The following is a 26100-nucleotide window of genomic DNA, read 5'->3' on the forward strand; positions in this document are numbered from 1 at the left end:
TTTTAACTATAAACGTGAAAAGCCTCCGGCTCAAGTGCCGGAGGAAATGATTCAGCCGATTCTGCGTATACTGCCGATAATCAGGAAAAGCAATGTATAGAGCAATAAAACGCCATTGATGAGCAAGAAATCCGCTGTGTCCTCTCCCATCACCACCCAATCCAGGCCTTCGGCAAGCCAATAGGTTGGAAAAATGACGGCGATCTTTTCAAGGATATCCGGTAACATTTCGATGGGAAACATGATGCCTCCAAGCATTGCCATGAGAATGATGACGCACATGAATACAAGAAAGGATGTTTCTTTGTTGCGATACAGCGAGTTCCAGGCAAGACTCAAAGCGATGGCCGTGAAACTGAAGACGATAAATAGGATCAACAGCAGTAAAGGTTCATACAGGTCATGTCCATAAATGACGCCCCCTGCGATTATGAACATACATTGGGCGATGAGGATCACAGCAAAGGCGAGTAAATTCTGAAACAGATATTGAAAATGAGTGACCGGCGCTGCCGCTAATCGTTTCAAAACGCCTTTCTGCCGATCTTCGACCAAAATTCCGGTGAGTCTGATGGCAACGAAAAGAATCAAGACACCAAAGTAATGATAGCCGAACGGCAACAATGGCCAAACATCCGGTTCCGGCAGGAAGATGGCTGCGACGGGAAACATCGTGAGAAAAATAAGGTTCGTCTTGTCTTTGAAAATACGTTTAAGGGCAAATGTAAAAATCGTCATGGTATCCGTTTCCGTCCAATGAGTAACATAATTGCAAAGGTGATAACGATAAGTCCGACGAGAAGTCCCGCGTTCATCCAGGCATCTCCGAGATTTGCATTTCTGTAAGCATCAATCGCTTCATAAGCAAGCATGATCGGATTGATGTACTCATTTACCCAGTTGATCAAAGCGTGATCGGGCATTGGGAAAATTAAACCGGCGAGTAAAATCGCCCCGACGCCGTAAACTTCACTCAGTCGTTCCGCAATATTAAATTTTTTCACGGAAAAAGTGAATATCAGGCACACAATGCTTGAGAGTGTCGCCATGAGGGCGATGATCAAAATCGACCAAGCGATATTTCCCCAATCGACGTTCCAGGCGAGTGTCGCATAGCCGACCAAAATCGTACCTAAAACAATGGAATACAGGGTGCCGACAAGCATGATGGTGAAACCGTAAACGCTCGTATTCAGCGGTAGCGATTGAATACGATAGCGGCGTTCGGTGAAGAAGTCCTCGTGAATGTAATTCATGGTGACCGAGCCGCCAAACAGTTGAAAAGCGAGGACCATCATCACATTGATTTCATCCCGGAGCAGCATGCCATCTTCTTGGGCATCTCCCATTACGACGGACAAGAGGGTAATAAGCACGAGCGGCACGGCAAACAGGAGCAACAATACAACCCAAGCGCGCATGAGCCTCATGGCGGTAAATCGCATCGTGTAAAGTTCTTTCATTCTTCACCCTCCCCGTCACGAAGTTGTTTTCCCGTAAGGGTGAGGAATACATCTTCCAGGTTTGGTTTTTCCGCTTGAATACCGACAACTCCGCTCGTTTCTTTGATGAGTGAAAGCAAACGGTCGAGGTTTCCTGATCCGACGGTGGATATGATTTGCACTGTACTGCCCTCGACGTGTACGTTCTTCACGCCGTCTAAACCTTTGAGACGTTCAATCGGGACATCACCGGGCGTACTCACGTCAATGTTTATTTTTTCTTCATGTTGGATGTTCGCGATCAGTTCGTTTACCGTGCCTTCCGTAATGACTTGACCCTGGTCGACGATCACGACCCGGGAAGCGATCGTTTGCACTTCTTCCATATAATGCGTCGTATAAAGAATCGTCGTCCCCTGTTCCCGCAGTTTTTTGACAGTTTCCATAATGTGGTTTCTCGATTGCGGATCGATGCCGACCGTTGGCTCATCCATGATGAGAAAGTTCGGACGGTGCGTGAGGGCACAGGCGATGTTGAGTCGCCGTTTCATCCCTCCGGAGAATTTTGCCGGTGCTTTTCCCGCATTTGAAGAGAGCCCGACAAATGCGAGCGCTTCTTCTACTCTCTTTTTCCGTTCCTTCCCCCTTAAACCATAGACCCCTGCGAAGAATTCCAGGTTTTCTTTTGCCGTCAGGTCTTCAAACACCGTCAGTTCTTGTGTGACGAGTCCCATTTTTTGCTTGTTTTCATGACTGAAAACTTTATCTTCACTGCCGAATAACTGGATGCTTCCTTTATCGAACGGAATCATGCCCAGAAGCGTATGGATCAACGTTGTCTTTCCGGCGCCGTTTGGTCCGAGCAAGCCAACAATCTCTCCTTCTTGGATGGAGAGGTCAACATAATCCAACACAAGTTCATTGCCGTATCGTTTTACAATTCCCTGCATCGCTGCAATCGTCATAGGACACAACCTCTTTTCATTGAGTAATTACTTGTAGTATGCCGTGGTTTGAAATTCTTTTGTAGTGACATTTGTCATTGGATGGGTGTCATGAGGCAAGCCAAATGCTGTGTTCGGAACAGAACCGGTGGCCGTCCCATTGAGTTACATGAACGGGAACGGTCACTGTGCGTATTTAAATCACGCAATGATACTGCTAAACTAAAGATATCGGGTAACCAACTCCGGAAAGGACAAGATTAAATGAGTAATCATTCTAAGAAGCTAAAGCTATCCATCTTAGATTTGGCCACGATTTATAACAGTGAATCCGCATCGGCGACATTGCAAAATTCCGTGGAACTTGCACAACTTGCGGATCGTCTGGGATATGAGCGCTATTGGTTCGCCGAACATCATAATACGAAATTTCAAATGAGTACTTCTCCGGATCTTCTCGGCGCACATGTGGCAGCGGTTACAAAAAACATCCGCATCGGTTCCGGAGGTATTATGCTGCCGAACCACAGTCCGCTGAAAGTAGCGGAAAATTTTTCGTTGCTGGAAGCGTTGCACCCAAATCGCATTGATTTAGGGATTGGACGTGCACCTGGAACGGATGGACTTACGGCTGTGGCATTGCGCCGTTCTCGTGAAGCGGTGACCGGCTATGATTTTCCGGAACAGCTGGATGAATTGCTTTCTTATTTTAGCGGGAACTTCTCGCCGGAACACCCCTTTAAAGACATCCGTCCATCTGCCGAGCAACTGATTCCGGATGTTTACATGCTTGGTTCCAGTGACGGCGGAATGCGATTTGCCTCTGAAAATGGACTTGGTTTCGTGTTTGCCGCACATATTGCGCCGCATTTGGCGGTTCGAATGCTGAACGCTTACAGGGATCACTTTAAACCCTCATTATTTTTGCAAGAACCAAAAAGCGCACTCGCCATCATTGTCATCGCCGCTGATTCGGAAGAAGAAGCTGAGTATCTCGCTGGTCCTGCGGAACTACAATGGGTCAGATGGGGTACCGGGCAATTCACACATGCTCCACCAACCCTTGAGGAAGCGGAGAATCACGTATATACACCTCAAGAAGAAAAAATTCGTCAAGAAAACAGAGGGCGATTCGTCATCGGAAGCGTAGAGGACGTAGCGAAGAAATTAAGAGATCTCGCGGAAAAAGCTCGTGTAGATGAAATGATGATCTTGAACATGCTAACGGAAAAAAAGACCAGGCATCGTTCCTTTGAATTATTGGCCGATGCGTTTGAATTAAATTAATAGGGTTTTTAAGACAGGGGCATCTTTCGTGGATACTAACCAATGGGAAGACAGCGACTTAGCGTTATTTTTGAAATAAAATTGACGTGAGAAGTGGAATTAATTTTATTATCCGGATGACCCGGTTGATCAACCGTCAACACTTTTAGACAAGCTTCGTTGGTTAAACAATGCGGGTTTTACGAATGTTGAAGTGCTGTGTTGCGATGGCGGGCATGCGCTTTTTATGCCGGACTGAACACAAATCTTCCCGCGTGATCTATTCGAGGATGATTATAATGATAAATCGAGATTATAAAAAAATATTGGTCGGCGTGGTCGGCTTTTGCATTGTCGTACTTTTTGCTTTCAGTTATAACCAATATAATGAACGTAAAATGTACGAGGCGAATATTTCGCAGGAACTGAATAATGACTTTCACAGATTGGTTACTGCTATGAGCCATAATCAGACTTATTACGTGGAAATACTGGAGACGGAACAGGTTACGAAGCGTCATGCCCAATTGTTAGGACTTCGAACATACAATGGAGACATCTCACGGATAAAAGAAGAGTATGAACGTTTGGCTGTCGAATTCGAGCGTTTAGAACCAAGAATGATTGAAAACGATACAGCCGTAAATGCCATAGAGATTGGCAGTTATTTTAGCGAATTAGGTGATTATCAAAGGCCTGAACCGGAAGAGTTGGATGACGTGCTTCTTGAACTTGACGCCGATGATAGGGAGAAGATAGAGCATGTAAAAGCCTTAAATTCAGTATGGCTCGAAGCTGCCGAAAGAAATGTTGAAGGCGTAACGGTGGAAGGCGATAACGTAAACTTCGACGCTCGTAGATATCACAATTACTATGGAGAGAATAGTCTTTCAAACGAATTTTGGGTAGACTTGCTTGTTGATTTAGATGAAGAAACACTTAGATATTTGGACCAACATAATTTATCCAGCATTGGAGAACGATTGGAGTGAGATCCGTGTTATAGATCGAAACGTAAAAATCCTGCTAAAAATCATTCAGTATCCATGTTAGTAAACAACACAATTTATTCAAATAGACTGAAAAATTTTGAGAGAATTGGTTTGAAATCATTTTGATTTAGACATCCAAGTCTTTTTAGTACCATAGATCCATCGATAGTAAAAATTTTATTGACCCTAACGACAGAAGGTTTTAAAAGACCAGCCTCATTCCATTCAAGGATTGGAATATCAGAAGAAGTATGCCTATGGACAGAAGAAATCATCATGCATATTAGCAAGGATTGCTTGTTAACGTTAGGCTTATTTAAGATTAAAGCGGGGCGTTTCTTATTCCCGGTCAAGTCTGAGAAGGGAAAAGGTATTAAAATGATATCGCCCTGTTTATAAGTCATTGTATTCGTCGTCCTCCTGATTATCCCATTCTTTAAAGGATGGTTCACTTACCTTCAGGGCATCGTAGATATCTTTCTGTTCTAATTCTTTTAAAGCCATGGATTCGACAACGGTTTTTAACGCAGAAATTTGTTTATCATCGAGGGTGTTTAGGAGTTGAATCAATGTTTCTTTTTCGCTCATTGCCATTGTTTTCACCTCACCATCATTATATGCTGGACTTGGGACATAAGCAACAATAGAATCGGGAGGGGATAACATGCAAGCAGATCTAACCACGGTAGAAGAAGCGGAAGCTATACTCGCCGAGCATCGTCAATTTTTTCTGACAGAAGCGACCAAAGATTTTTCTTTTAGAATCGAGCAGTTAAAAAAATTGCAAAAAACGATTGAATTGCATGAGGATGAAATTTTCTCGGCGCTGCAGGCGGATCTTGGAAAACCCCCTTTTGAAACATACTTAACAGAGATCGGAATCATCCTGAACAGCATTAACGATGCCATCAAGAACGTAAAAACATGGGCGAAGCCGGAGAAAGTCAAGACGCCTACTTATATGCAACCGTCAAAAAACTACATTGTAAACGAACCTTACGGAACAGTGCTGATCATCGGTCCGTTCAATTATCCGTTTCAGCTATTGATGGAGCCATTGGTTGGCGCGATGGCTGCCGGAAATTGTGTCGTGTTGAAGACGTCGGAACATACACCGGCAACAGCTCGGCTCGTTAAAGAGATGCTCGCCGACATTTTTGATTCCTCTTATGTTCGGGTGCTTGAAGGGGGAGCGGACACAGGCAATGCTTTGGTCCATACGCGATTCGACTATATTTTTTTTACGGGAAGTCCGAGAGTTGGAAAAATAATAATGAAAGCGGCTTCCGGGAATCTCACGCCATTTACGTTGGAATTAGGCGGCAAAGCGCCGGCCGTCGTCCATAAAGATGCCGACCTGAAAAAAGCGGCGGAACGGATTGCCTGGGGCAAGTTCATCAATACCGGGCAAACGTGCATTGCGCCTGACTATGTGATGGTTCATGAAAAGGCTAAAAAACGCTTCATGAAACTGCTGAAAAATAAAATCAATAAATTTTACGGGGATGATATTCAAAATAATGAAGATTACGGGCGCATCATTAATGAAAAGCATTTTGATCGTTTGAAGGGGATACTCGACGCGGATCGCGATGCAGTGGTATACGGCGGGGCGCACGACCGCGCGGATCGTTTTATCGAACCGACGATTCTCGATATTTTTTCTAGAGAAGCGGCATCGATGCAAGAAGAGGTTTTCGGGCCGATTTTACCTGTCATCACCTTTACGGATATCGACGCGGCCGTCGATGACGTGAATGCCCAACCGAAGCCGCTCGCCTTTTATTTGTTTACCGAAAATGAAAAACTGCAAACGAAGATTATGGAGCGGACGTCGTACGGCGGGGGATGTGTCAATGACACGATCATGCACGTCGCGAACCCTCACTTGCCGTTTGGCGGCGTCGGCCCCTCCGGGATAGGTGCCTATCACGGGTATTACAGCTTCCAAACGTTTAGTAATCAGAAAGGCATCACCAATCGAAGCACGAAAGTCCGGCTTCCGTTCCTGTACCCTCCCTATAAAAACAAATTGGCAATCGCGAAAAGGATGCTGAAATTGGGGAATTGATATTATTGGAGAAATGGTCTCGCGGGCTCGCAAAGATGAGCTTTACCCAAGAGATGTTAAAATAGAAAACAAACCAAAAAAGGAGCTTGAATATGGGGAATCAACTCAAAAACATCTGGATTAAACTTATGAAGGGAGGACCGATGGTTCCGGCCGAAGAAGCGATTTTCAACAAAGGTAATGGGATCGCAGGCAATGCAAATCTGGGAGGACGCCGTCAGGTGACGATCATTGAAGAGGAGCTGTGGGAAGAAATGATGAACGAGTTGGGGGCTTCTCTTGATCCTATGAATCGACGTGCCAATTTGTTAATCAACGGTGTTTCCCTAAAGGAAAGTCGAGGTAAAATCCTTCATATCGGGGAAAACAGCATTGAGATATGTGGAGAAACAAAACCTTGTTGGCAAATGGATGAGGTACTCCCTGGTTTAAAGGATACGATGTTTCCGGAATGGAGAGGTGGTGCTTTCGGGAAAGTATTGACGAATGGCAAGATTCGACGGGGCGATCCGATCGAACTAGTGGATAAGAATGATAATGTCGGGGGATGAAAGGGATTAGAGACGGTAGGGAACGCGAGTGAAATGCTTAATTGGCAGAATATTTAGACCTATCGACCAACCAGAGAGATCAAATGCACATAACTTGTAGCACTAGGGGAGAGTGGTTGAATGAATCTCTCCCAGCGTACCTCGTATTGAGAATTATTCTCGATGGACATTCTTACGTCCCCAAAAAAAGAAGTATTTTCTTTTAACAGGGACGATGGGCAGCGGATTCATTTATCAGCGGAAACTGACAATATATCAGCCAAAAACCGGTTTTATCAGCCAAAACAAGACATATATCAGCCAATTCATGATAGCAACGCATCCCGGAGTATTTTTGTGCCCCAAAAAACTGTTAATCTGCTTCAATTTGCTCCCATTTTTTCTTGGCTTTCACAATGCCGAACACCATCAAAGCGAGCGGAGCGACAATCGTCGCGAGTGCAACCCAAATGAGTACCCATTCCGTGCTGTTGATAAAATGCATGCTCACGATGCTGGCCGCCATCACCATTAACCCGGTAGCAATATAACGGTTCGCGACTTTTTTGACCTCGGTGGGCTGCTCCTCTTCCCATAGATTCACGGGCGGATTAAATGTGGCTATTAATCGAGCGAAGTATAACAGCATCAATACGACGAAGCCTGTCGTAAGCAGTGAAAATATCGGGTAGGGCAACGCATCAAGATTAAAAAGAATGATGCCTACGTGGAGGGCGGTGAAGGCGATGATGATCGCGCACTTAATCCGAATAAGCATTGCCTTGCTGATGTTTGCCGCCTCGATTTGTTGCACTGACGGCGCTCCATCATCGAAGAGGGGACGGATCGGCGGCATAAATTTGCTCGCATTACAAATGAATAGGATAATCACCATAACCCCTATCAATCCCCAGACACCAAAATTTTTGTGCACGCTCGAGCTTGCCTCGGATGTCGCCGGATTGAACTGAATCGCAACCGCATCCGGCAATAACGGATAGACGAACGCCGTCCCGATCATCAATAGAATAAGAATAGGAATGAGAAAACGGTCACTGCGATCAAAAAAAGTGATCGTTGGCATCACGCCATTCCTCCTTGTTTTAATTCGTTATCCAATGCTGCATGCCCAACCCGCGATCGTAAGCAACCAAAAATACGTTATGTGCATGGATAGGAAAATAAAGAAAGGGAAAACCTTCATCATGATCATGAACGTTTTCATCTTAGCTGCTTTATCCATTTGGATCGCTTTTATTGAAAAAAGAACCGTTGCCCACGCTTCACCATTCCTTTCATTGCTCCGCCCCATGTTTTTGATACGTATATGGAAACGTGATACATTAGATGTCCGTAATGATAACATAAGTTGGAACGTTTTTTAGAGCGAAAGGAGAACCTCCGGTGAGTCAGGAACATATCGATTGGGAAAAAGAGAGTGAACGGTTGCAGGCCGTCATTTCCCGTGTGAAAAAGAAAAAAGAATCATTAAAAGAAGAAAGCAATGAGCTGAAAGATGATGTCATCGAGCTTCGGCGCACGTTTTGGGATGATGTGACCGTTAACCTTGATGAGCCGGATGATGTCATTGAAACGCAAGCAAGCCTGAAGCAACGCGCCGAGTTGCTGAGTGAACGTGAGCGCAGCCACGGGCTTCTTCATCAACAAAAAAAGACATTGAATAAATTAGAAGAAAGTCCTTATTTTGGCCGAATCGATTTCACAGAAGACGGGGAAAACGAAACGGAACCGATTTATATCGGCATCGCTTCGTTGATGGATAAAAACGATGAAGAATTTCTCGTTTACGATTGGCGTGCACCAATTTCCGGCATGTATTACGACTTTGCGCCAGGGCGTGCCCATTACCCGACGTTAGACGGAGATGTAGAGGGCGACATCACCCTGAAGCGACAATACATTGTAAGAAGCGGAAAGCTTGAAGGAATGTTTGATACCGGACTGACGATTGGCGATGAGCTTTTACAATCATTGCTCGGCCAGCAATCGTCCCCGCAAATGAAGAGCATCGTCGCCTCGATCCAACGGGAACAAAACCAAGTGATCCGCAATGAACGAAGCAAAATGCTCATCGTACGCGGAGCCGCGGGAAGCGGGAAAACATCAGCGGCGCTGCAGCGCGTGGCTTATCTCCTGTATAAGCACCGGGAAAAGTTGGATGCCGGGAATATGTTGTTATTTTCGCCAAATCCGCTGTTTACCCGTTATGTTTCCAACGTCCTTCCGGAACTGGGGGAAGATAACCTGCAGCAGTCAACGCTCTTTCAACATTTTGAAAAACGGTTGCCGAACGGTTGGGAGTTGGAAAGTCCCCACGCCCATATTGAATATTTTTTATCCGAACAGGTTGAATCGACCCGCTCCCAAGGCTTGTCGGTGAAAACGGACCCTCGTTTCATCGAACATCTTCACGATTATGTAGTCTCGCTCTCCCGCGCCGGTCTTATTTTTAAAGATCTTTATTTTCGCGGAGAGGTATGGGTGTCAAAGGAGCAACTTCAGGACTATTTTTATCAAATGGCGTCGTCCGTGTCGATGTCTGACCGTCTGGAAATGGTGGCCGAATGGCTGCTCCAAATGTTGCAAATCACCGAAAGAGAAGAAAGGCCGAAAGCCTGGGTCGATGAGAAAATGGATCTGTTGGATCAAGAGACGTACAACCAGGTGTTTGAAAAGGTAGCAGAGAATGAGGGGGCATTCAACGATGCCGTATTGCAAGAGGATTTATTGCGAAAGCTCGTCGTTCGTCGCGCAGTAAAACCGCTGAGAAAACAAATTCAAACCTTCGACGTTCTGGATGCGGAAGCGATGTATATCCAGTTTTTCCGGTGGGCAGGGTATAAAGTGATTGCCGAGGAAATCGCGTATCATTTTCAAAAAAAGGAGATGCACTGGGAGGATGCCGCGCCTTTTTTCTATTTTGAAGACCTGTTAAAAGGAAGGCCAATCTACGCGGATATCCGCCATATTTTCATCGATGAAGCCCAGGACTATACGACGATCCAAATCCGTTATCTGCAGCATTTGTTTCCATCAAGCCGGCTGACGTTGCTTGGCGATGCCAATCAAGCGGTGCACGCGCATACAAGCGCGGGGAATGCGCCACTGGCAGAGGATCCGGCTGCAAAAGAACAGGAAACGATCACGTTGCATCGGAGTTATCGTTCTACGCAACCGATCGTTGAATTTACGAAGCAGTTGATTCCGAATGGCGAACAGATCGAGGCTTTTGAACGGCCGGGGCCGATCCCGGAGATGAAGCAGCTGGAAAATGAGGCGCAGCATAATCGCTATGTGGGCACGCTTGCCAAGCAACTCGAAGAAAGCGAATTGGGCATGGTGGCGATTGTGACGAAGACGTTCGCGGAAAGTGAAAAGATATGGGGGCAGTTGGAAAAGGCAGGGCGGGACGTGCAACTTATTCATGAACAGACGTCTGAGTTTAAAGCGGCACTGCTCGTATTGCCCGTCTATCTCGCGAAAGGGATTGAATTTGATGCGGTGGTCGTCAGTGATGCGTCTGCGGCAAATTATCATCGCGAGCGGGACCGTTACTTGCTTTATACAGCCTGCACGCGCGCGATGCATGGATTGTATCTATGTGCGAATGGTGCGTTTTCTCCTTTTATTACGGGGAGTGCCTATAAGCATTATATTCAAGGATAGGAAAGGATGCGGGCAGCTTTGTGGCTGCTCGCTATTTAAATGGGAAGCGTTCTGACGTTAGAGGAAGGTTCTGTTGAATTATTAGATGATGAGAGCCAACACTAAATAATTGTGATGTTAATCTAATAATTGGACACAGATCAACCTCCGATCCTGCTGAAACGGGACAGATCGTATTGTGGAATAAGCGGAGTTCCGCCCCAAGCCGCGTTCCGATTCTCCTTCTTTTGACTCATTGTTTGATCCTGCTAAAGAGAGAATAATAATTGACGAGGTTATTCAATCCTAGTAGAGAGAATGTTGTTGGAGGAATCGGTTTTAAGGTAAAATATGAAGGCTCTTCACCAAAATCTATGGCTGACAAACTAGGGGCAATTATGATTGGTAGTGACCGCTACGGAAAAACCCTACGCTTTCCGTGGGCCCCGAGCTCAGCCTCCTCGGAAAAAAAGAAGTTCGCTTTTTTCCTGCGGGGTCTTCGCCCTGCGCTTTCCCACAGGAGTCTACGTGTTTTTCCTTCGCTCGCTAGTGGTGTTACCATATTTAATCACGAATATCAACCATTGATTTTAGTGTTGACCCAATATGAAAAATTTTTAATTGACTCAAGGAGCTATTCCAAAATCGAAACGCGATTGTTGAATATCACATTCGAATGTGATCAAACTTTTTTATAAAAATTAAACAATACTGATACAAATTGAATATGCTTGACAATCGGTGGAGTCTGCTCCATTCAGGCTCCTTTTTTGATTTTTTGGTAAAAAGATATAAAATGAGAATGTCTCTAGTGGGAATGGAGGGGTAGATGTGAAAGAACAATTTGTTGTTCTCGGGCTTGGGCGGTTCGGTCAAAGTGTAACCAAAACACTGGTTGATAATGGGAAAGATGTTTTAGCGATTGATAAAGATGAACAAATCGTACAAGAGGTCACGCCTTATGTCACCCATGCCGTTCAGATCGATGCGACTGACGAGACAGCCTTAGAACAATTAGGTTTACATAAATTTTCCCATGCTATTGTTGGGATCGGTGAAGATTTACAGTCCAGTATTTTAACAACATTAATTCTTAAGGAACTGAATATCGCTGAGATTACGGCTAAAGCCAAGGATGATCATCACGGGAAAGTGCTCAGTAAAATCGGTGCTGACAATATTGTTTTTCCGGAACGAGATATGGGAGAGCGATTAGGGAACTTGTTGAGCTCCAGTGATCTTATCGATTATCTGGAACTTTCATCGGAGTACAACATGGCTGAAATACGAGCACCTAAGGCCATGGATGGATGCACCCTCCAAAAATTAAACATCAATAAGACGTATGGGTGTATTATTATGGCCATCAAGGATGAAGACGAAGAGGTTAATATTTCGCCTCACATTGAAGATGAAATCCATCACGGCGATATTCTTACAATTATCGGTAAACATAAAGATATCAAGCGGCTCCAAAAAGATTACCGGGAAAAAGGCAAAACGAAGTAGGTGTTATACTCATGCGTCCGCAGAAAAAAGCCATTCGTTTCAGTCCGCCTCAGTGGATTGTTTTTGGTTTCATAACCCTCATTTTCATTGGCACGATTTTGCTGGCTCTTCCGCAATCCTCCGCCGATGGAGAGAGCGTCGGTTTTATAGATGCCTTATTTATGGCGGTTTCTGCTGTATGCGTAACAGGTCTTGCAGTATTGGAGCCCGGCGGGGATTTTTCATACTTGGGGCAAACGATCATCCTCGTTCTCGTACAATTGGGCGGGCTTGGTTTTATGATTTTCGGGGTAACGGTTGCCATCTTGGTTGGAAAAGTGATGGGGATGAAATACCGCCTACTTCTTCAACCCACCACCAATACGTTTTCCGCACGTGGCATTTCCAGATTGGCGATGACGATTCTGCTTCTGGCCTTGGCTTTAGAAGCCGTAACAGTCCTTATTCTAACAATCCATTGGAGTGGTGAAATGGGTTGGGCAGAGGCTGCTTATTCCGCTCTTTTTCATTCAGTGATGGCCTTTAATAACGCAGGATTCACGCTTTTTGACAACAGTATGGAAGATTATCTTGGGGATCCTCTTGTGAATCTGAGCTTATCTGGACTTTTTATTATCGGCGGCCTGGGTTTTATGGTTCTAGTTGATTTATACCGGCAACGTTCGTTAAAGAAGCTGTCTTTACACTCCAAGCTTGTTCTCGTTACATCAGGAACGCTTTTGCTCGGAGGGTTTTTCTTTCTTTTCGTTGTCGAACTTTTTAATCCGGCAACCGAAGGATTATCATTAACCGAACGTTTATTAGCTGCTTATTTTCAAAGTGCTACCCCTAGGAGTGCAGGGTTTAACACGTTTGATATTGGGAGTATGCTTGTCGTTTCCCAATTTTTCATTATCGTCCTCATGTTTATCGGCGCTTCTACCGGTGGTACGGGTGGAGGCATAAAAACCAATACATTTGCCATTATTGTACTTGCGACGATCAATACGTTTAGGAGTGGTCATCAGGTCCATGCGTTCCATCGAAAAATAGCATTGGAGACGGTTATGCGCGCACTTGCAGTCGTGATGAGCTCTTTAGCGTGGATTGTTGGAACCACTTTGTTACTATCGATCACGGAGGGACTACATGATGTCCACTTCCTCACGACGTTATTTGATGTCGTCTCCGGTTTTAGCACGACAGGTTTGTCCATGGGTTTAACAGAAGAGCTTTCGCCTATCGGTAAAGTAATTATGATGATCACTATGTTTGTCGGACGATTAGGCCCTTTAACGCTGGCTTACTTGCTGACCTACAAACAAAGACCAAGTCGCATCAATTATCCTGAAGATAAAGTGCTTATTGGCTAGAACGATGTTCATGTTTTCTTCACATTTAGGGTTGACACTGTTTTCGACTTGCATTAAGATGATATCATCATAGTGAATTCAGTATCATTTAGGCATTTGTTGATGCAAAAATAAATAAGCGTAAAAACTGGAGGAGTCTGCTCACCGCAGGCTCCTCTTTGTCTTTTTTTAGAACGTTCGTTATTTGCAAAGGAGCCGAATGGCAATGAGATATTATGAATTTTCCCTTCCATTTCATGCATTAATTAAAGCAGAAACCGAAAGGAAAGCAAGGACGATATATAAAAAACATGTTTGGGAGGGTGGAGGTGATAAATGGAAAGAACGGTCTCATGATTATGCAATGATGAAATTTGCGATGGCACACGATAGCAAGAAAACAGAAGTTGGAATGTTGCTCACGCAATTTTTCGATGATAAAAACAACATTCTGCTTGCCGATCCTTATCCTTCTGATTAAATCCAGTATATTTAGGGATTGCTGAACAACGTGCAGCTATCAGCTGAAGCCGGGATGCCGCTTCTATGGCTCCGCTTTCCGCGGACGAACGGTCAAGCTTCCTCGCGCAAAACCGGCGCTGCGGGGGCTTGACGCGTCCGTTTTTCCGCTGGAGTCTCGCATTGCAGCGTCATCTATACGTTGCCAGAAGTGCAAGGGTTTTTTGCTTATAGGATGGATTTCCTTGCATCCAGCTTTGACAACACCAACGGAAAATGCTTATGTGCCAGTCTTTTTCCGTTATTCAGCAGTCCTATTTAGATGTTTTGTGGAAATTCAAACATGATCATTCAAAGGAGGAGTAACAATGAATGTGAGAACAAAAATCTCACAACTGACGGCCATGTTGATTGAGCATGCAAGGTTTCAAGGGATCACTGAACTGGAAATACAACGCGCCATCCGCGAAGAAGATGTTGATTTTCTCAATCAAATAAGTGGGGATAATTTTCAATATAACGGATTATTCGATTACGCTAAACAGTATGAGGAAGAATTGGAAAATGCCATTTTAAAAGGGTATCAAATGAAATTTAACACCTTGAAAGGGTTACAAACGGTACTTCAATATAAATTTAACTTCGCAGAGAATGTCGATTATCGTGTTGAAAATGATGAGATTACGATATCAAGAATGACAGATGAGGAAATAAAAGTACTCATAAGTTCAATCGCTACGAATTGGCATATATCTCCTCAAGGTAAGATAGATGGGGAAGAAGAACAAACAGTAGTGCTCCGTTTGAATACCCTGCTCGCTTAATGAATTCAATTTTTTCCGTGTAACTTGAGATATAGACGAGTTTTTCAAAAGGCAGGTTTGATTTTTATCTGCCATAACCGCATCGATAAACCGGGCATATTGTTCCGTGAATTTGATGAGATCGTAGACAAGCACTATTCACCTATTGAGAAATACAAAATAATACAGGGATAAAAATGGATGATTTGTAAGACTAATAGGGATTCGCCTTCCAAGGGGGAGATCCATAATTTTATCAAATTTTTAGTAAACGACTGAACTTTATTTCAGTGCCACAATACTATCAGTTTTCAATATGTGGATTTGTTGAGATTGGTCAATGATGCGTAATTCCTTACGATCCCTAAGAAAACCGTCAATGTAACCAACAAGCTCCGAAAATTGCCCTTCTTGATAGTACGTAAATGTTACAGGCGCCTTGTTAGCCAAGGCCATGTGAAAGGTTTGATTCAATTCTTCCAATTCCTGTTCATCCAGCTCCGGTTTTTTCACCTTTTGTTGCTCTTTCTTATGATCTAATAAAGCCTGCTTATGTTGAGGAAGAAACATCCTGGAACCTTCCCACAACTTATTCCCCCGCTGTAAATATTCCCTCATTTATAGTGTCCTCCTATCGTGGCAGCTCTATGATATGCTTGACCGGCATCGGTCAATGATGAGGCATGTACAATCGCAGCGTCTCCAAACCGATTTTTAATGCTATCCACCGTGTAATCAAGATCTCTTTTTCGAATCACATTGTTGAACAAATCAAGCTGCACACTGTCGGCACTGCAAAGATTGGATAACCCCGCACTAATTCTACGGATAGGCACGCAATCCCAAAAGCGCTCGAATAACTCCAAAGCTGTACGGTACACATCCATCGTGTTATTCGTTGTATTCAATAATGTGACCTGTCTGTGAAATCCGGTTGGAGAGCCAACGTTTGCCCCGTGCACACTGATTGAAACCGTCCTTCCCATAACACTAGCAGAGCGAGCCCGACGACAAACTTCTTCACACAATTCAAGCAATACCACTTTAATATCTGATTTTGAAGAGTAGTCTCGAGGTAACGTCATCGCATGGCCAATAGCCTTTTGGTTGCTGTGCGAATCTGCAATAACAGGGGAAGCATCGATTCCGTTTGCTGTCTCCCAAAGCACTTGACCGGGGATCCCCCACCTTTTCTTCAAGGTGGATAAAGGATAGGTGGCCAAATCCCCTATGGTACGCATTCCCATTTTGCATAAATGTTCGCTCATCCGCTCTCCGACACCGTGCATTTTATCAATGGGTAAGGTCCACATAAATTGTTTCATATTGTTGGCGTTTAATTCAAAAATCCCTGAGGCATTCTTTTTAGCAAAACCTTCACAGGCCATTTTTGCAAGAAATTTATTGGGACCTATGCCCACCCTTGCCTGGATTTGAGTCTCTTTCTTGATAATTTCTTGAATGTTCTTCGCCATTTCCCAAGGAAGACCCAAGAGGTTTTGCGAACCCGTTACATCCAAAAATTGTTCGTCAATAGAGTATGGTTCAACCTGATCCGTAAATCGTTCAAGAACATTGGTGATTTGCAAAGACACCTCAAGATACTTTTGCATTCTTGGGCGTATTACCACAGCGTTGGGACATTTCAATTGGGCTTCACCTAATCTCGATGCGTTTTTAACACCATGCTTTTTTGCCACAGAGCAAGCCGCAAGAACTACGCCACTTCTGCGCTCGGGGTCTCCTGATACAATGACAGGTCGATTGTTCAATTCTAGGTGGTCAGCCTTTTCAACACTGACGTAAAAGGATTCCATATCGACAAGAAAGATTACTTTATTTTTCATGATGATTGCCTCCAACCTTAGAAAAATGAAACGTTTGTTCTGATTATATGTATTAGTTTAGTGGAATATACGTTCGTTTTCAACTCGAAATATATTCCAGCGATAAGAAGTGTTTTTGTTATTCCGGTTTGAACATATCAAAAGACTTGGCGAGGTCGGTCGATATTTTTTTCCTTTCTGCACACCCTTGTGTACATGATCCAGGGCTTCAAACAACTTATTCGGATTAGCGCAATGATGCTTAACCAATCAGACAGATTAGGCAGCGGAAGGCATGTCTCCCGCTTCAGGAGAAATTGCTATGGGGGGCGCTGCAATGGCATAGATATCAAAACGGACGCGTCAAGACCCCGAAGCGCCGGTTTTGCGCAATGATGCTTGACCGTTCGTCCGCGGAAAGCGAAGCCATGGAAGCGGCATCCCGGCTTCAGTTGATAGCTGCAAGTTGTTCAGCAATCCAAATTGACTTAAAAGCCCATTTCCATTAACCATCTGGAAAGCTTTTCTTCCCTGGCTTTTATTTCGTCGGTATTCTGATTATATTTGCCTAGCAACTTTTCGCCGACAATGTTTCCGTCGACCATATAAAGGACGCGTTCTGTTTTTGCAGCCACTTTGACATCGTGGGTGACTACTAGAATTGCCGTCCCTGTCTGGTTGACATCCGCTAATATATCCATAATTTCGGTAGCGGATTTAGAATTGAGTGCACCTGTGGGTTCATCAGCGAAGATCATTTCAGGATCATTAATCAGTGCTCTGCAAATGCCCACTCTTTGCAGCTGTCCACCTGAAGCCTGCGTAATGTCATGATGGGCAAGGTCTGCAATGCCTGTCTGCTGCATTAATTCCAGCGCTCTTTCGTTTATTTGATGACGACTGCTTTTCTTAGCCAAGTATGCTGATAGGATGATATTGTCAAAAACACTCAAGTTTTTTAATAGATGAATGCCTTGAAAAATAAACCCCATATGATGTAAGCGCAATTTGGACAACTCTGTTTCGGAAAGTGTTGAGATCTCCTGTCCATCGAACATCACAGTTCCGGCGGTCATGCGGTCCATGCCGCTCATATTGTACAGCAAGGTCGATTTACCAGAACCGGACGGTCCCATCACCGCTACAAATTCTCCTTTTTTCATTTGTACATTCACATTTTTAAGAACGTGTTGGTGATGATGTTTACCGAGCCTATATGTTTTGCATAATTGCTTTGACTCTAATACAACTTCCATATCAGCACTCCCTTATTCTGCATCCAGATCAGCGATACTGGATTTCTTGATAGATACGATGCTCATGAATGTGGCTATAGTCACCACAATCATTAATAACAATGGGCAAAGAATATAAGCTTGGATAGGATCGATCACAAAACTGATTTCGGAAGCACCCATAAAGGATAGCAGAAGGCTAACGACACGCTGGCCAACCGTATTGGCAACGATTGTCCCGAAAATAATCCCGACCCCCAGCACAAGCAATGTCCTGGTAACGTATTGGGTTCGAATATCTTTGAAAGAAAAACCGATACTCTTCATAATTGAGATTTGAGCGTCATCTTTGGCTATTAACATTTTCAGAAACAACGATGTCATGAGCAAGGCGATACTGACGGCGATGATAATCGCTAAAACGGTTAGAAGTCTGAGCTGTTCGATCGTATGTCCAAATGTTTCAGCTAAATAGCCTTGCAAATCCGTGACCTTCGCCGGATGAAAAATCTCTGCATATTCATCCAGTTTCTCCCGGATATTAATAGGATGTTTTACATCCACACTCACTTCATACCAAAGCACGGTATCGGGATTGAAAGGCATCAACGCTTTTGCTGTTCTGCCGCCATTCGTCACGTCCTGGTAGATACCACTGACGATCATCTCCTGCTCCTGCCCATTGATGATTAAATGAAGACGATCCCCCGCATTTTTTTCCAACTCCTGGCCATTCAAATAGGAAAGCGCGATCTCCTGCTCGCGTAATGGCGGATCCCCTTCTAAATATTCCAACGGAAAAATAGAAAAATCTCCACTTTCAACGGTGATGTTTTCTTCAGCGCCATCACTATTGACGACTTTGAATTGACTGGTGATCAGCGGCGAAAATTGCTCAACATCTTCGTCGTTTTGAATATAGGCGAGCATATGGTTAAATTGTTCCATGGTGTCGTCTGATTGTTGTAAATCGATCCGTATATCACTTCGCTCGATCCCCATATACGTGACAAAATCAGGTGACTGGACGGTATTCAGAAAATTGACCGGGACGATGATCATAAAGGAACATACGCAGAAGACAAATAATAATAAGCTGTACATTTTGAACCGCCCGAAGACATCCTTTAACCCCAGGAAAACAGGAACGTTAACGTATTTACTTTTACTCAGTGATAGTGATTTCCGACTTGCGTTAGCTTCCTCTCCCATATATCCCGAGCGTAATGCTTCTACTGCTGTTAATTTATGTAACTTTCTGAGTATTAACGTGCAATAAAGTAGAACCGTTAAGAAGATGACAAGCACAGCAATAAACGGAACCATATAGTGCAGCATACTCTTTTCGGCAGCACCAAAATAGAGCTGAATATTGGCCGTCAATAGATCGTTCAGAAATAAAGAGATCAAAAAACCAGTCACAGAAGCCAAAGCCGCCAACATGATATATTTGAACAAATACATTTTTTTAATATCCTTTTGCTCAATACCGACCGCTTTCATAATACCAATCTCTCTATAATCTTCTTCAAGCGTCGTAAGCATGATAAAGCGGATACAAAGCATCGCTATCAGTGTAAGCATAACGCTGACGAATAGGATGGCGGCTGCCACCACACCGTCTGTTAGCGCGTGCAACGTCTGAAATAACGGGTAGTCAATATTCGGACCTTGCTGGGGCATGCCTGCTGTTTGATAGGCATTTCTAAATTCGCTCAGTTTGCTTAAGTCAGTGAGTAGAAATTCCACCATGTATTCAATTTCGCCAACGTTTTTGCTCAGCATATCTAAATCATCGTTATGGACGACAAATCGCTTTGAATGAATGATGGACGGGTTCATCTGCACATCACGAACAAAATCTACGACTGTGAATGTCGCATCAAATGGGGAATCTGCTATTCTGATTTTATCTCCAAGATTCAGATTGTATTGCTGCATGAAGTAAACAGGAACGGCAATTTCCCCTTGGGAAACCTGGATGATTTCATTTTCTAAATTAAGCAAGTAATCAAATTTTTTATTTTGCTCAACGAAGTAATGATCCATGATACCACTTGTTTCTGGTGTAGGATTGTCTCCTAATGTCAGATTTAATCCGTCAATATTAACCATCTCGACAAGTTGCTGTTCTTTCACGTCGCTGTTTCTTGATGCAAAATGGTCAATAGCGGCCTCATCCAGTTCACCAGCATGCATCTGCACGAAATGCGGAGCATTGGACTTCGTAAATAAGGTGTTCATGGAATGGGTTAATTCCATCGCCATATTCGAACCACTGGCAACGAATAAAGACGATAGTGTGATCAAAATAAATAGCGCCGCAGTGATCGTCTTTTTTTGGGCAATATCCTTCCTCAACATTTTGAACAGCATCTTATTTCCCTTCGCTCCTTGTTTGGATAAATCATATTTTTCAAAAATAAAGCATTGCTAATAACAAAAATAATATTACAAATAAAATAACGACTCTTCACCAAAATCTATGGCTGACAAACTAGGGGCAATTATGATTGGTAGTGACCGCTACGGAAAAACCCTACGCTTTCCGTGGGCCCCGAGCTCAGCCTCCTCGGAAAAAAAGAAGTTCGCTTTTTTCCTGCGGGGTCTTCGCCCTGCGCTTTCCCACAGGAGTCTACGTGTTTTTCCTTCGCTCGCTAATAGTGATACCGTATTTAATCACGAATATCAACCATGGATTTTAGTGTTGACTCAAAATAACAATTAGTATACTCATTTGCAGCGTGATCACAAAATTTCCCATCTTAATCGCTCTAGACAAATTGTAAAAATAGGCATGCATTTTCAAGTTTTCTTTCACCGTCATTTTATCGTCGAGCGTAGAATCTTGAAAAACAACGCTGATGGCACTTCTGAAAGCATCCTTATCTGTGCTCACATCTTTGCCGTCTATGCGCAAGGTTCCTGACGTTTTTTCCAAAATGGTACATAAGTTTGCCCGCGCCGTTAGGGTCCAAAAAAGCAAAGATACTTCCGCATTTATTTGTTTTTGAAAAAGTGCAACACTTTATAAACCTTATCAAACGCACTTCGTACATCTTTTGATTGTGATAATTCAGCGCTTAAGACGTCTTCAAAAGCATCCAACACTTTTTGGCAATCTTCAATACTGACACCTGATTCCTCCGCAACTTTTGCGATCGTTTCGGTTTTATTCATCGGACTCTTCTCCTTTTTCGTTTCCAGGACTTTGCGTGAGTCTTTCATGGAGATAAGCAAAGCTGCCCGGTTCTGCCCCTAACGACGTTTCGATCATGTGTGTAAAGGCAATTGCTTTTTGCATGAGTTCCTGGGGCTGCCACTCGAAAATGCCGTCATCAAACACGAGTTGGGCGACAAGCAAAAATTCCACCGTTTCCCTTGGATAAAGGGTTGTGAATGCACCTTCCGCTAGTCCTTGTTCGACGACATCTGTTAAAACAGGAGTCAGCCGCCGGATGGTTTCGACCAGGCTTTTTTGGTGCATTACGGCATTGTGAACATCATGTAACTCTTCAAGCATGCGCTTCTCTCGGCTTGCGTTGGGATTTTGAGCCATAATGATTTGAAATATTTTTTCGGGTGCCTCGAGATTGGCATTTGCGGCAATCATCTTGGCAGCTTCGGCCCCACTGTCTATAAACCGTATGACCACGGCATCCATGACATCTTCCTTGGACCGAAAATAATAATAGAACGTTCCTTTGGCGATCCCGACCATTTGTAATATGTCGTTTATTGTTGTGTTACCATACCCCTTTGTTGTAAAAAGCGTCTCGGCAACGTCCAGAATTTCGTTTCTCCGTTCTTCGGGGTTTTTTGAGGTTCTCATTTTTTATGCCTTTCCAATTTATTGACCGACCGTCGGTCTATAAAAAGAATATCATTACTCCGCTTATAAAGTCAAGAGCGATCGGAGACATCGTCAATCCAGCAAATTTCCGGTAGGGAAGCTACTCTCATTAAATTTTGTATGAACAAACAAACCAATCATCATTCTAAAATCAATTGCAAGATAGATCTTCGCACTGAAATGAAGGGATCAGGAAGCCCGAGTGCGGTGAAAGTGTCAAATCTCGGTCGCCATGGAGCGTCCGTGGCGACCGATCCCGATGAGTACTTTCAACCGCTTTCGTTTCCCCCTTACAATATCGGCGACAACAACCGGGCGATCGATTCTTTGAAACGTACCCACATTCCCCGTTCTTGGTAACGTTGCGGGGTCATTTCCGAGGAAAAGGCTTGATCGGTTTCGAAAATCGTTGCCATTTTTTCGCCGAGGGCATCATTATACATAAAGACGTTTACTTCAAAATTCAGACGGAAGCTGCGCACGTCAATGTTCGCGGTTCCGATGGTGCCGACACTCCGGTCCACGACGAGCATCTTCGAATGAATGAAGCCTGCATCGTAAATGTAAAAACGGGCGCCCGAATTGAGCAATTCCCCCATGTGGGAATACGTCGCCCAATAGACAAAGGGATGATCCGGTTTATTCGGTATCATAATGCGTACATCCTTGCCGGCCAGGGCAGCGATACGCAAGGCGTCAAGCAAACTGGCATCCGGAATAAAATAAGGGGTTTGGATGAATACGGAGTCGCGTGCCGACGTGATCATCTTAATATAACCGTTTTTGATTTCTTCCCATTCGGTATCGGGACCGCTGGAGACAATTTGCGTGCTAATTTCTCCCTGTGGTTGCATGTCTGGGAAATAATGGGGCTCATAGTGAACGGTTTTGTCTTTGGATGCTTGGTTCCAATCAAGAATGAAACGGGTTTGCAACGCTTTCACCGATGAACCGCGTAGACGTAAGTGGCTGTCGCGCCAATAGCCCATTCGTCTATTATGTCCCAAATATTCATCGCCGACGTTAAAACCGCCAACATATGCAGTCTCTCCATCGATCACGACGATTTTACGGTGATTGCGGTAATTCAGCCGTGAGTTCACATAAGGGATACGGGATGGAAAAAAAACGCCCACTTCGCCTCCCGCTTCCGTGAGGGTTCGAAAGTGTCGCGGATGCAGCTTTCGGGATCCCATATCGTCATAGAGCACACGCACTTGCACCCCTTCGCGTGCTTTTTCAGTCAGCAAGTTTATGACGCGTTTGCCGAGGGTATCATTACGAAATATGTAATATTGCAAATGAATATGATCTTTCGCTTCCGCGATGTCCGATAACAATTGCGAAAATTTATCGACGCCGTCCGTGAACACGTCTACATGATTGTTTTGGGTTAACACGGCATCGTTACTGCGAAGCAGCATAGAAATCAGGTGGCGGTGGTTGCTCGATGTTTCATTTTGAAAATCAAAGCGGTCATGGTCCATATCGTCCAATTGCTCATTGATTAAGTCTTTCAAGCCTATTTTTTCAATGCCGTCCCAATGAAATAAACGTTTTCGGGTCAAGTTTTGCCCAAGGACCAAGTAAAGGATGAATCCGAGGTAGGGGATAAATAGCAGGATGAGTAACCAAGCCCAGGTCGCATTCACATCACGCCGTTCCATAAAAACAATGATGCCGGCAAAAATTGCGTTAAGAAAAAATAACAAGCCAACGGCGATTGATAAAATGTCCATCGTTTCCCTCCTCTCTTTTTGCTATTTTTCTCCATGGTATCATGTTTTCGGGAAAAAGTGGATTTCTTGAGTGTGAGAAAAGATAGGAAGATGCCGCATAATTATGATAGAATAAAGGAAAAGAAAGAACCACTAGGGGTGCGTACAGCGCTGAGAGAAGTGATTGCTTCAACCCTTCGAACCTGATCCGGGGAGTACCGGCGGAGGAAAGTGGCTTCAGGACGTAGACGAAGAGAGCACTCGATTCTTGTCCTATGCGCCGCCACCTTCCGTCCGAAGGTGTTTTTTATTGGTAGGTAAGTATAAATCAACTTTCTTATCTACATAAAAAATGGAAGGCAACACTTCGTGTGGCAACGCTGGTTACGTGAGCCGAAGGAGGGCGCAGACATGACAGAAATTGCAAAAGCATTAACGGTGGCAGGGACGGATCCGAGCGGTGGAGCTGGCATTCAAGCGGATTTGAAAACGTTTCAGGAGATTGGCGCATACGGGATGAGTGTGATCACATCTGTGGTCAGTCAAAATACGCTTGGGGTAAAGTCATTTGTGGATCTCGAACTTGACTTTGTGGAAAGTCAATTTGACGCTGTATTTGAAGATATACCTCCAGATGCGGTGAAATCGGGCATGCTTTCCAACCCGGAAGTAATGGCGCTGGCAGCCAAAAAGATGAAGGAAGCAAATGTCGCCAATTATGTGCTTGATCCTGTAATGATTGCGTCCAGCGGACATGCGCTCATTTCGGAAACGGCCAGGGAGACGATTGCGAGAGAGCTTCTTCCATTGGCAACGGTCGTAACGCCGAATTTGCCGGAAGCAGAGGCGTTGACAAATCGAACGATCAAGACAGTTGACGACATGAAAGAAGCCGGCCGAATACTTGTAGAGGAATATGGAACGAGCGCTGCATTGATTAAAGGCGGGCATTATGAAGGCGAGGCCGATGATTATCTGTATGATGGCCAAACGTTTGAAAAATTCTCAGCGGAACGCTTTGATACGAAGCACACCCACGGAAGTGGTTGCACGTATGCAGCGGTAATTACAGCCGGCCTAGCGAATGGAAAGTCCCTCTATGAAGCGGTGAAAGATGGCAAAACATATATTACTGCCGCGATCTCAAACCCACTCAATATCGGAAAAGGGCAAGGGCCAACGAATCATTGGGGGCATCGCTGGTCTGACGTTCAACCCCTCATCAGAGTGTAAGGAGCGACAACATGGCTATTCAAGTCAGCAAAAAGGCAGCACGGCGATTCCTCCTCGCGAAATCAGGTTTGAATGATTACGGAGCGCTCGACTCGAACATGGCGACGGCTCTTCGCCAATTGGAATGCGTGCAGTTGGATCCGGTGGCCATCATCGAACGAAACCACCACCTTGTTTTTTTCAATCGTTTGGAAAAATACAATCGGGCAGAACTCGAGCGCCAATTGTGGGAAGGGCTTGCCTTTGAATATTTTGCTAATGCTGCTTGTTTGCTTCCAATGGACGATTATCCGATTTTTAAAGGAAGAAGAAAAACGAGCCAACGGGAGTGGGCATCGAAAAGGCATCTGTATAAAGATGTGGAGCGTATGATTCGACAAGCGTTGGCAGATCAAGGAGCATTGCCATCCAAAGCCTTTGCTTCAAATAAAAAAGTTGTTGGTGCCTGGGATCATCCAACACACGCGACAACGAAAGAAACGAGTCATGTGCTTCGGATGTTGTTTGAAGCCGGTGCCATTCAAGTGTGCGGCAGACAAGGGTCCGAGCGCCATTTTGCCTTGAGCGAAGATGTTATTCCCGCTTCCTGTCAACAAGAAGCAGAAGTGATCAGTGATAAAGAAGCGGACCGAAGACTTGTGCATAAATATCTGCGCGCCTATCGTCTGATTGATGACAGCGATCCGCGATTTGGCTGGCAGCGTATGGCAGCCAAGGAGCGCAAGGCTTGGGTGAACGGCTTTATTTCTGATGGTACGCTTATTCCGGTGGATATCGAAGGCGCAACCGGGCGGTACACCGTGTTGCAAGAAGATGTTGAACAGTTACTCGCATATGAAGCATCCAATGAATCCGGCAACAGTACTGTTTCTTTTTTGCCGCCCCTCGATAATTTGTTATGGCGAAGAACACGCTTGGAAGATTTATTCGATTTTACGTATCGTTGGGAAATTTATATGCCGCAACACAAGCGGCGCTATGGTCCATACGCACTCCCGATCCTGCTGGATGATCAGCTGATCGGGCGGGCGGATCCGTTTTTTGACCGTGAAAAAGGGAGGTTTTCGATTCATGTTCATAAAGAACCTTCTCGGAAATGGTCAAAAACGCGTACGGAACAAGTGGAGCGCGGGGCTAAACGCTTGGGGAAACGTCTCGGTGCAGCGGATGTCCGAGTCACGGTGGGGAAAGGATAAACGTGGTCTCTCGGAGCGGGATACAT

The 26100-nt window shown here is 44.5% G+C and carries 27 protein-coding genes and 1 riboswitch; of the genes, 12 read left to right on the forward strand and 15 right to left on the reverse strand.

Going from position 1 to position 26100, the window contains the following annotated elements; translation table 11 throughout:
- Positions 1 to 51: 51 nt before the first annotated feature.
- From HUG20_RS02960 to HUG20_RS02970, 3 genes are read right to left on the reverse strand one after another with little or no spacing between them, the layout of a single operon-like run.
- On the reverse strand, positions 52 to 738 hold the full coding sequence (locus tag HUG20_RS02960) for an ABC transporter permease (RefSeq protein ID WP_200087900.1): 687 nt from the start codon (positions 736 to 738) through the stop codon (positions 52 to 54).
- Positions 735 to 1463 (reverse strand): ABC transporter permease, encoded by a 729-nt coding sequence (locus HUG20_RS02965; protein WP_200087910.1) that lies wholly within the window; start codon positions 1461 to 1463, stop codon positions 735 to 737. The genes HUG20_RS02960 and HUG20_RS02965 overlap by 4 nt, the downstream gene beginning before the upstream one ends.
- On the reverse strand, positions 1460 to 2407 hold the full coding sequence (locus HUG20_RS02970) for an ABC transporter ATP-binding protein (RefSeq protein WP_200087912.1): 948 nt from the start codon (positions 2405 to 2407) through the stop codon (positions 1460 to 1462). The genes HUG20_RS02965 and HUG20_RS02970 overlap by 4 nt, the downstream gene beginning before the upstream one ends.
- Positions 2408 to 2650: 243 nt before the next feature.
- Here HUG20_RS02970 and HUG20_RS02975 point away from each other — a divergent pair, with 243 nt between their 5' ends.
- Positions 2651 to 3673 carry an LLM class flavin-dependent oxidoreductase gene (locus HUG20_RS02975; RefSeq protein ID WP_200087914.1) on the forward strand — a complete coding sequence of 341 codons (1023 nt, stop codon included), beginning with the start codon at positions 2651 to 2653 and terminating at the stop codon, positions 3671 to 3673.
- A 278-nt stretch (positions 3674 to 3951) separates the two neighbouring features.
- Positions 3952 to 4644, forward strand: coding sequence for a hypothetical protein (locus HUG20_RS02980; protein WP_200087916.1), 693 nt, complete (start codon positions 3952 to 3954; stop codon positions 4642 to 4644).
- A 74-nt stretch (positions 4645 to 4718) separates the two neighbouring features.
- Here HUG20_RS02980 and HUG20_RS02985 read toward each other — a convergent pair whose 3' ends face one another.
- Entirely contained in the window at positions 4719 to 5048 is a 330-nt protein-coding gene (locus HUG20_RS02985) for a type II toxin-antitoxin system PemK/MazF family toxin (protein ID WP_200087918.1), read from the reverse strand.
- The gene (locus HUG20_RS02990; protein ID WP_200087919.1) at positions 5038 to 5238 is read right to left on the reverse strand and encodes a hypothetical protein; all 201 of its coding nucleotides are present in this window, start codon (positions 5236 to 5238) and stop codon (positions 5038 to 5040) included. The genes HUG20_RS02985 and HUG20_RS02990 overlap by 11 nt, the downstream gene beginning before the upstream one ends.
- A 70-nt stretch (positions 5239 to 5308) precedes the next feature.
- On the opposite strand from HUG20_RS02990, the gene HUG20_RS02995 reads away from it, so the two are divergent.
- Both HUG20_RS02995 and HUG20_RS03000 read left to right on the forward strand, forming a co-directional pair.
- A complete protein-coding gene (locus tag HUG20_RS02995; protein ID WP_200087922.1) occupies positions 5309 to 6715 on the forward strand; it encodes an aldehyde dehydrogenase in 1407 nt (468 codons plus the stop codon).
- Between the two features lie 92 nt (positions 6716 to 6807).
- Positions 6808 to 7266, forward strand: coding sequence for an MOSC domain-containing protein (locus tag HUG20_RS03000; protein WP_200087926.1), 459 nt, complete (start codon positions 6808 to 6810; stop codon positions 7264 to 7266).
- Positions 7267 to 7618: 352 nt separating this feature from the next.
- Here HUG20_RS03000 and HUG20_RS03005 read toward each other — a convergent pair whose 3' ends face one another.
- Complete coding sequence (locus HUG20_RS03005; protein WP_200087928.1) at positions 7619 to 8329, reverse strand: SdpI family protein; 711 nt, start codon at positions 8327 to 8329, stop codon at positions 7619 to 7621.
- Between the two features lie 320 nt (positions 8330 to 8649).
- Here HUG20_RS03005 and helD point away from each other — a divergent pair, with 320 nt between their 5' ends.
- From helD to HUG20_RS03025, 4 genes are all read left to right on the forward strand, one after another.
- A complete protein-coding gene (gene helD / locus HUG20_RS03010) occupies positions 8650 to 10932 on the forward strand; it encodes an RNA polymerase recycling motor HelD (RefSeq protein ID WP_200087935.1) in 2283 nt (760 codons plus the stop codon).
- Between the two features lie 810 nt (positions 10933 to 11742).
- Positions 11743 to 12420 (forward strand): potassium channel family protein, encoded by a 678-nt coding sequence (locus tag HUG20_RS03015; protein WP_200087937.1) that lies wholly within the window; start codon positions 11743 to 11745, stop codon positions 12418 to 12420.
- An 11-nt stretch (positions 12421 to 12431) separates the two neighbouring features.
- A complete protein-coding gene (locus tag HUG20_RS03020) occupies positions 12432 to 13772 on the forward strand; it encodes a TrkH family potassium uptake protein (protein ID WP_200087939.1) in 1341 nt (446 codons plus the stop codon).
- Positions 13773 to 13977: 205 nt separating this feature from the next.
- On the forward strand, positions 13978 to 14232 hold the full coding sequence (locus tag HUG20_RS03025; protein ID WP_200087941.1) for a hypothetical protein: 255 nt from the start codon (positions 13978 to 13980) through the stop codon (positions 14230 to 14232).
- A gap of 63 nt (positions 14233 to 14295) precedes the next feature.
- Here the strand turns inward: HUG20_RS03025 and HUG20_RS19335 are convergent, their stop codons facing one another.
- Positions 14296 to 14427 (reverse strand): hypothetical protein, encoded by a 132-nt coding sequence (locus HUG20_RS19335; protein WP_281392499.1) that lies wholly within the window; start codon positions 14425 to 14427, stop codon positions 14296 to 14298.
- Between the two features lie 151 nt (positions 14428 to 14578).
- On the opposite strand from HUG20_RS19335, the gene HUG20_RS03030 reads away from it, so the two are divergent.
- A complete protein-coding gene (locus HUG20_RS03030) occupies positions 14579 to 15034 on the forward strand; it encodes a hypothetical protein (protein ID WP_200087943.1) in 456 nt (151 codons plus the stop codon).
- Positions 15035 to 15295: 261 nt separating this feature from the next.
- On the opposite strand, the gene HUG20_RS03035 is transcribed toward HUG20_RS03030, so the two are convergent.
- Together HUG20_RS03035 and HUG20_RS03040 are read right to left on the reverse strand one after the other, a co-directional pair.
- Entirely contained in the window at positions 15296 to 15631 is a 336-nt protein-coding gene (locus HUG20_RS03035; RefSeq protein ID WP_200087945.1) for a YolD-like family protein, read from the reverse strand.
- The gene (locus HUG20_RS03040) at positions 15628 to 16860 is read right to left on the reverse strand and encodes a DNA polymerase IV (RefSeq protein WP_200087947.1); all 1233 of its coding nucleotides are present in this window, start codon (positions 16858 to 16860) and stop codon (positions 15628 to 15630) included. The genes HUG20_RS03035 and HUG20_RS03040 overlap by 4 nt, the downstream gene beginning before the upstream one ends.
- A gap of 296 nt (positions 16861 to 17156) precedes the next feature.
- Here HUG20_RS03040 and HUG20_RS19000 point away from each other — a divergent pair, with 296 nt between their 5' ends.
- Positions 17157 to 17348, forward strand: coding sequence for a hypothetical protein (locus tag HUG20_RS19000; RefSeq protein ID WP_211200001.1), 192 nt, complete (start codon positions 17157 to 17159; stop codon positions 17346 to 17348).
- On the opposite strand, the gene HUG20_RS03045 is transcribed toward HUG20_RS19000, so the two are convergent.
- The 6 genes from HUG20_RS03045 to cls all read right to left on the reverse strand — a co-directional run bounded on the left by HUG20_RS03045 (position 17328) and on the right by cls (position 23666).
- Positions 17328 to 18095: an ABC transporter ATP-binding protein gene (locus HUG20_RS03045; RefSeq protein WP_200087949.1), complete on the reverse strand. Its 768-nt coding sequence runs from the start codon at positions 18093 to 18095 to the stop codon at positions 17328 to 17330. The two genes, HUG20_RS19000 and HUG20_RS03045, sit on opposite strands and share 21 nt — an antisense overlap.
- A 12-nt stretch (positions 18096 to 18107) precedes the next feature.
- The gene (locus HUG20_RS03050; RefSeq protein WP_200087951.1) at positions 18108 to 20450 is read right to left on the reverse strand and encodes an ABC transporter permease; all 2343 of its coding nucleotides are present in this window, start codon (positions 20448 to 20450) and stop codon (positions 18108 to 18110) included.
- Positions 20451 to 20775: 325 nt separating this feature from the next.
- The gene (locus tag HUG20_RS19060; RefSeq protein ID WP_246476514.1) at positions 20776 to 20973 is read right to left on the reverse strand and encodes a hypothetical protein; all 198 of its coding nucleotides are present in this window, start codon (positions 20971 to 20973) and stop codon (positions 20776 to 20778) included.
- Between the two features lie 101 nt (positions 20974 to 21074).
- Positions 21075 to 21254 carry an HU family DNA-binding protein gene (locus HUG20_RS03060; RefSeq protein WP_200087953.1) on the reverse strand — a complete coding sequence of 60 codons (180 nt, stop codon included), beginning with the start codon at positions 21252 to 21254 and terminating at the stop codon, positions 21075 to 21077.
- On the reverse strand, positions 21247 to 21906 hold the full coding sequence (locus HUG20_RS03065; RefSeq protein ID WP_200087955.1) for a TetR/AcrR family transcriptional regulator: 660 nt from the start codon (positions 21904 to 21906) through the stop codon (positions 21247 to 21249). Before HUG20_RS03065 ends, HUG20_RS03060 begins: the two co-directional genes overlap by 8 nt.
- A 311-nt stretch (positions 21907 to 22217) precedes the next feature.
- Positions 22218 to 23666: a cardiolipin synthase gene (gene cls / locus HUG20_RS03070; protein WP_200087957.1), complete on the reverse strand. Its 1449-nt coding sequence runs from the start codon at positions 23664 to 23666 to the stop codon at positions 22218 to 22220.
- A 124-nt stretch (positions 23667 to 23790) separates the two neighbouring features.
- Positions 23791 to 23892, forward strand: a riboswitch (TPP riboswitch).
- Between the two features lie 164 nt (positions 23893 to 24056).
- On the opposite strand from cls, the gene thiD reads away from it, so the two are divergent.
- A complete protein-coding gene (thiD, locus tag HUG20_RS03075; RefSeq protein ID WP_200087959.1) occupies positions 24057 to 24878 on the forward strand; it encodes a bifunctional hydroxymethylpyrimidine kinase/phosphomethylpyrimidine kinase in 822 nt (273 codons plus the stop codon).
- A gap of 11 nt (positions 24879 to 24889) precedes the next feature.
- Complete coding sequence (locus tag HUG20_RS03080; protein WP_200087961.1) at positions 24890 to 26074, forward strand: DNA glycosylase AlkZ-like family protein; 1185 nt, start codon at positions 24890 to 24892, stop codon at positions 26072 to 26074.
- The last annotated feature ends 26 nt before the right edge of the window (positions 26075 to 26100 follow it).

The sequence above is a fragment of the Salicibibacter cibi genome (assembly GCF_016495865.1).
GTDB classification, from domain to species: Bacteria; Bacillota; Bacilli; order Bacillales; family Marinococcaceae; genus Salicibibacter; species Salicibibacter cibi.

What these genes read in the sequence shown, in the direction of transcription:
- HUG20_RS02960 (WP_200087900.1), bottom strand. Translation starts at nt 738, where the DNA reads ATGACGATTTTTACATTTGCCCTTAAACGTATTTTCAAAGACAAGACG.
- HUG20_RS02965 (WP_200087910.1), bottom strand. Translation starts at nt 1,463, where the DNA reads ATGAAAGAACTTTACACGATGCGATTTACCGCCATGAGGCTCATGCGC.
- HUG20_RS02970 (WP_200087912.1), bottom strand. Translation starts at nt 2,407, where the DNA reads ATGACGATTGCAGCGATGCAGGGAATTGTAAAACGATACGGCAATGAA.
- HUG20_RS02975 (WP_200087914.1), top strand. Translation starts at nt 2,651, where the DNA reads ATGAGTAATCATTCTAAGAAGCTAAAGCTATCCATCTTAGATTTGGCC.
- HUG20_RS02980 (WP_200087916.1), top strand. Translation starts at nt 3,952, where the DNA reads ATGATAAATCGAGATTATAAAAAAATATTGGTCGGCGTGGTCGGCTTT.
- HUG20_RS02985 (WP_200087918.1), bottom strand. Translation starts at nt 5,048, where the DNA reads ATGACTTATAAACAGGGCGATATCATTTTAATACCTTTTCCCTTCTCA.
- HUG20_RS02990 (WP_200087919.1), bottom strand. Translation starts at nt 5,238, where the DNA reads ATGGCAATGAGCGAAAAAGAAACATTGATTCAACTCCTAAACACCCTC.
- HUG20_RS02995 (WP_200087922.1), top strand. Translation starts at nt 5,309, where the DNA reads ATGCAAGCAGATCTAACCACGGTAGAAGAAGCGGAAGCTATACTCGCC.
- HUG20_RS03000 (WP_200087926.1), top strand. Translation starts at nt 6,808, where the DNA reads ATGGGGAATCAACTCAAAAACATCTGGATTAAACTTATGAAGGGAGGA.
- HUG20_RS03005 (WP_200087928.1), bottom strand. Translation starts at nt 8,329, where the DNA reads ATGCCAACGATCACTTTTTTTGATCGCAGTGACCGTTTTCTCATTCCT.
- HUG20_RS03020 (WP_200087939.1), top strand. Translation starts at nt 12,432, where the DNA reads ATGCGTCCGCAGAAAAAAGCCATTCGTTTCAGTCCGCCTCAGTGGATT.
- HUG20_RS03025 (WP_200087941.1), top strand. Translation starts at nt 13,978, where the DNA reads ATGAGATATTATGAATTTTCCCTTCCATTTCATGCATTAATTAAAGCA.
- HUG20_RS03030 (WP_200087943.1), top strand. Translation starts at nt 14,579, where the DNA reads ATGAATGTGAGAACAAAAATCTCACAACTGACGGCCATGTTGATTGAG.
- HUG20_RS03035 (WP_200087945.1), bottom strand. Translation starts at nt 15,631, where the DNA reads ATGAGGGAATATTTACAGCGGGGGAATAAGTTGTGGGAAGGTTCCAGG.
- HUG20_RS03040 (WP_200087947.1), bottom strand. Translation starts at nt 16,860, where the DNA reads ATGAAAAATAAAGTAATCTTTCTTGTCGATATGGAATCCTTTTACGTC.
- HUG20_RS03045 (WP_200087949.1), bottom strand. Translation starts at nt 18,095, where the DNA reads ATGGAAGTTGTATTAGAGTCAAAGCAATTATGCAAAACATATAGGCTC.
- HUG20_RS03050 (WP_200087951.1), bottom strand. Translation starts at nt 20,450, where the DNA reads ATGCTGTTCAAAATGTTGAGGAAGGATATTGCCCAAAAAAAGACGATC.
- HUG20_RS03060 (WP_200087953.1), bottom strand. Translation starts at nt 21,254, where the DNA reads ATGAATAAAACCGAAACGATCGCAAAAGTTGCGGAGGAATCAGGTGTC.
- HUG20_RS03065 (WP_200087955.1), bottom strand. Translation starts at nt 21,906, where the DNA reads ATGAGAACCTCAAAAAACCCCGAAGAACGGAGAAACGAAATTCTGGAC.
- cls (WP_200087957.1), bottom strand. Translation starts at nt 23,666, where the DNA reads ATGGACATTTTATCAATCGCCGTTGGCTTGTTATTTTTTCTTAACGCA.
- thiD (WP_200087959.1), top strand. Translation starts at nt 24,057, where the DNA reads ATGACAGAAATTGCAAAAGCATTAACGGTGGCAGGGACGGATCCGAGC.
- HUG20_RS03080 (WP_200087961.1), top strand. Translation starts at nt 24,890, where the DNA reads ATGGCTATTCAAGTCAGCAAAAAGGCAGCACGGCGATTCCTCCTCGCG.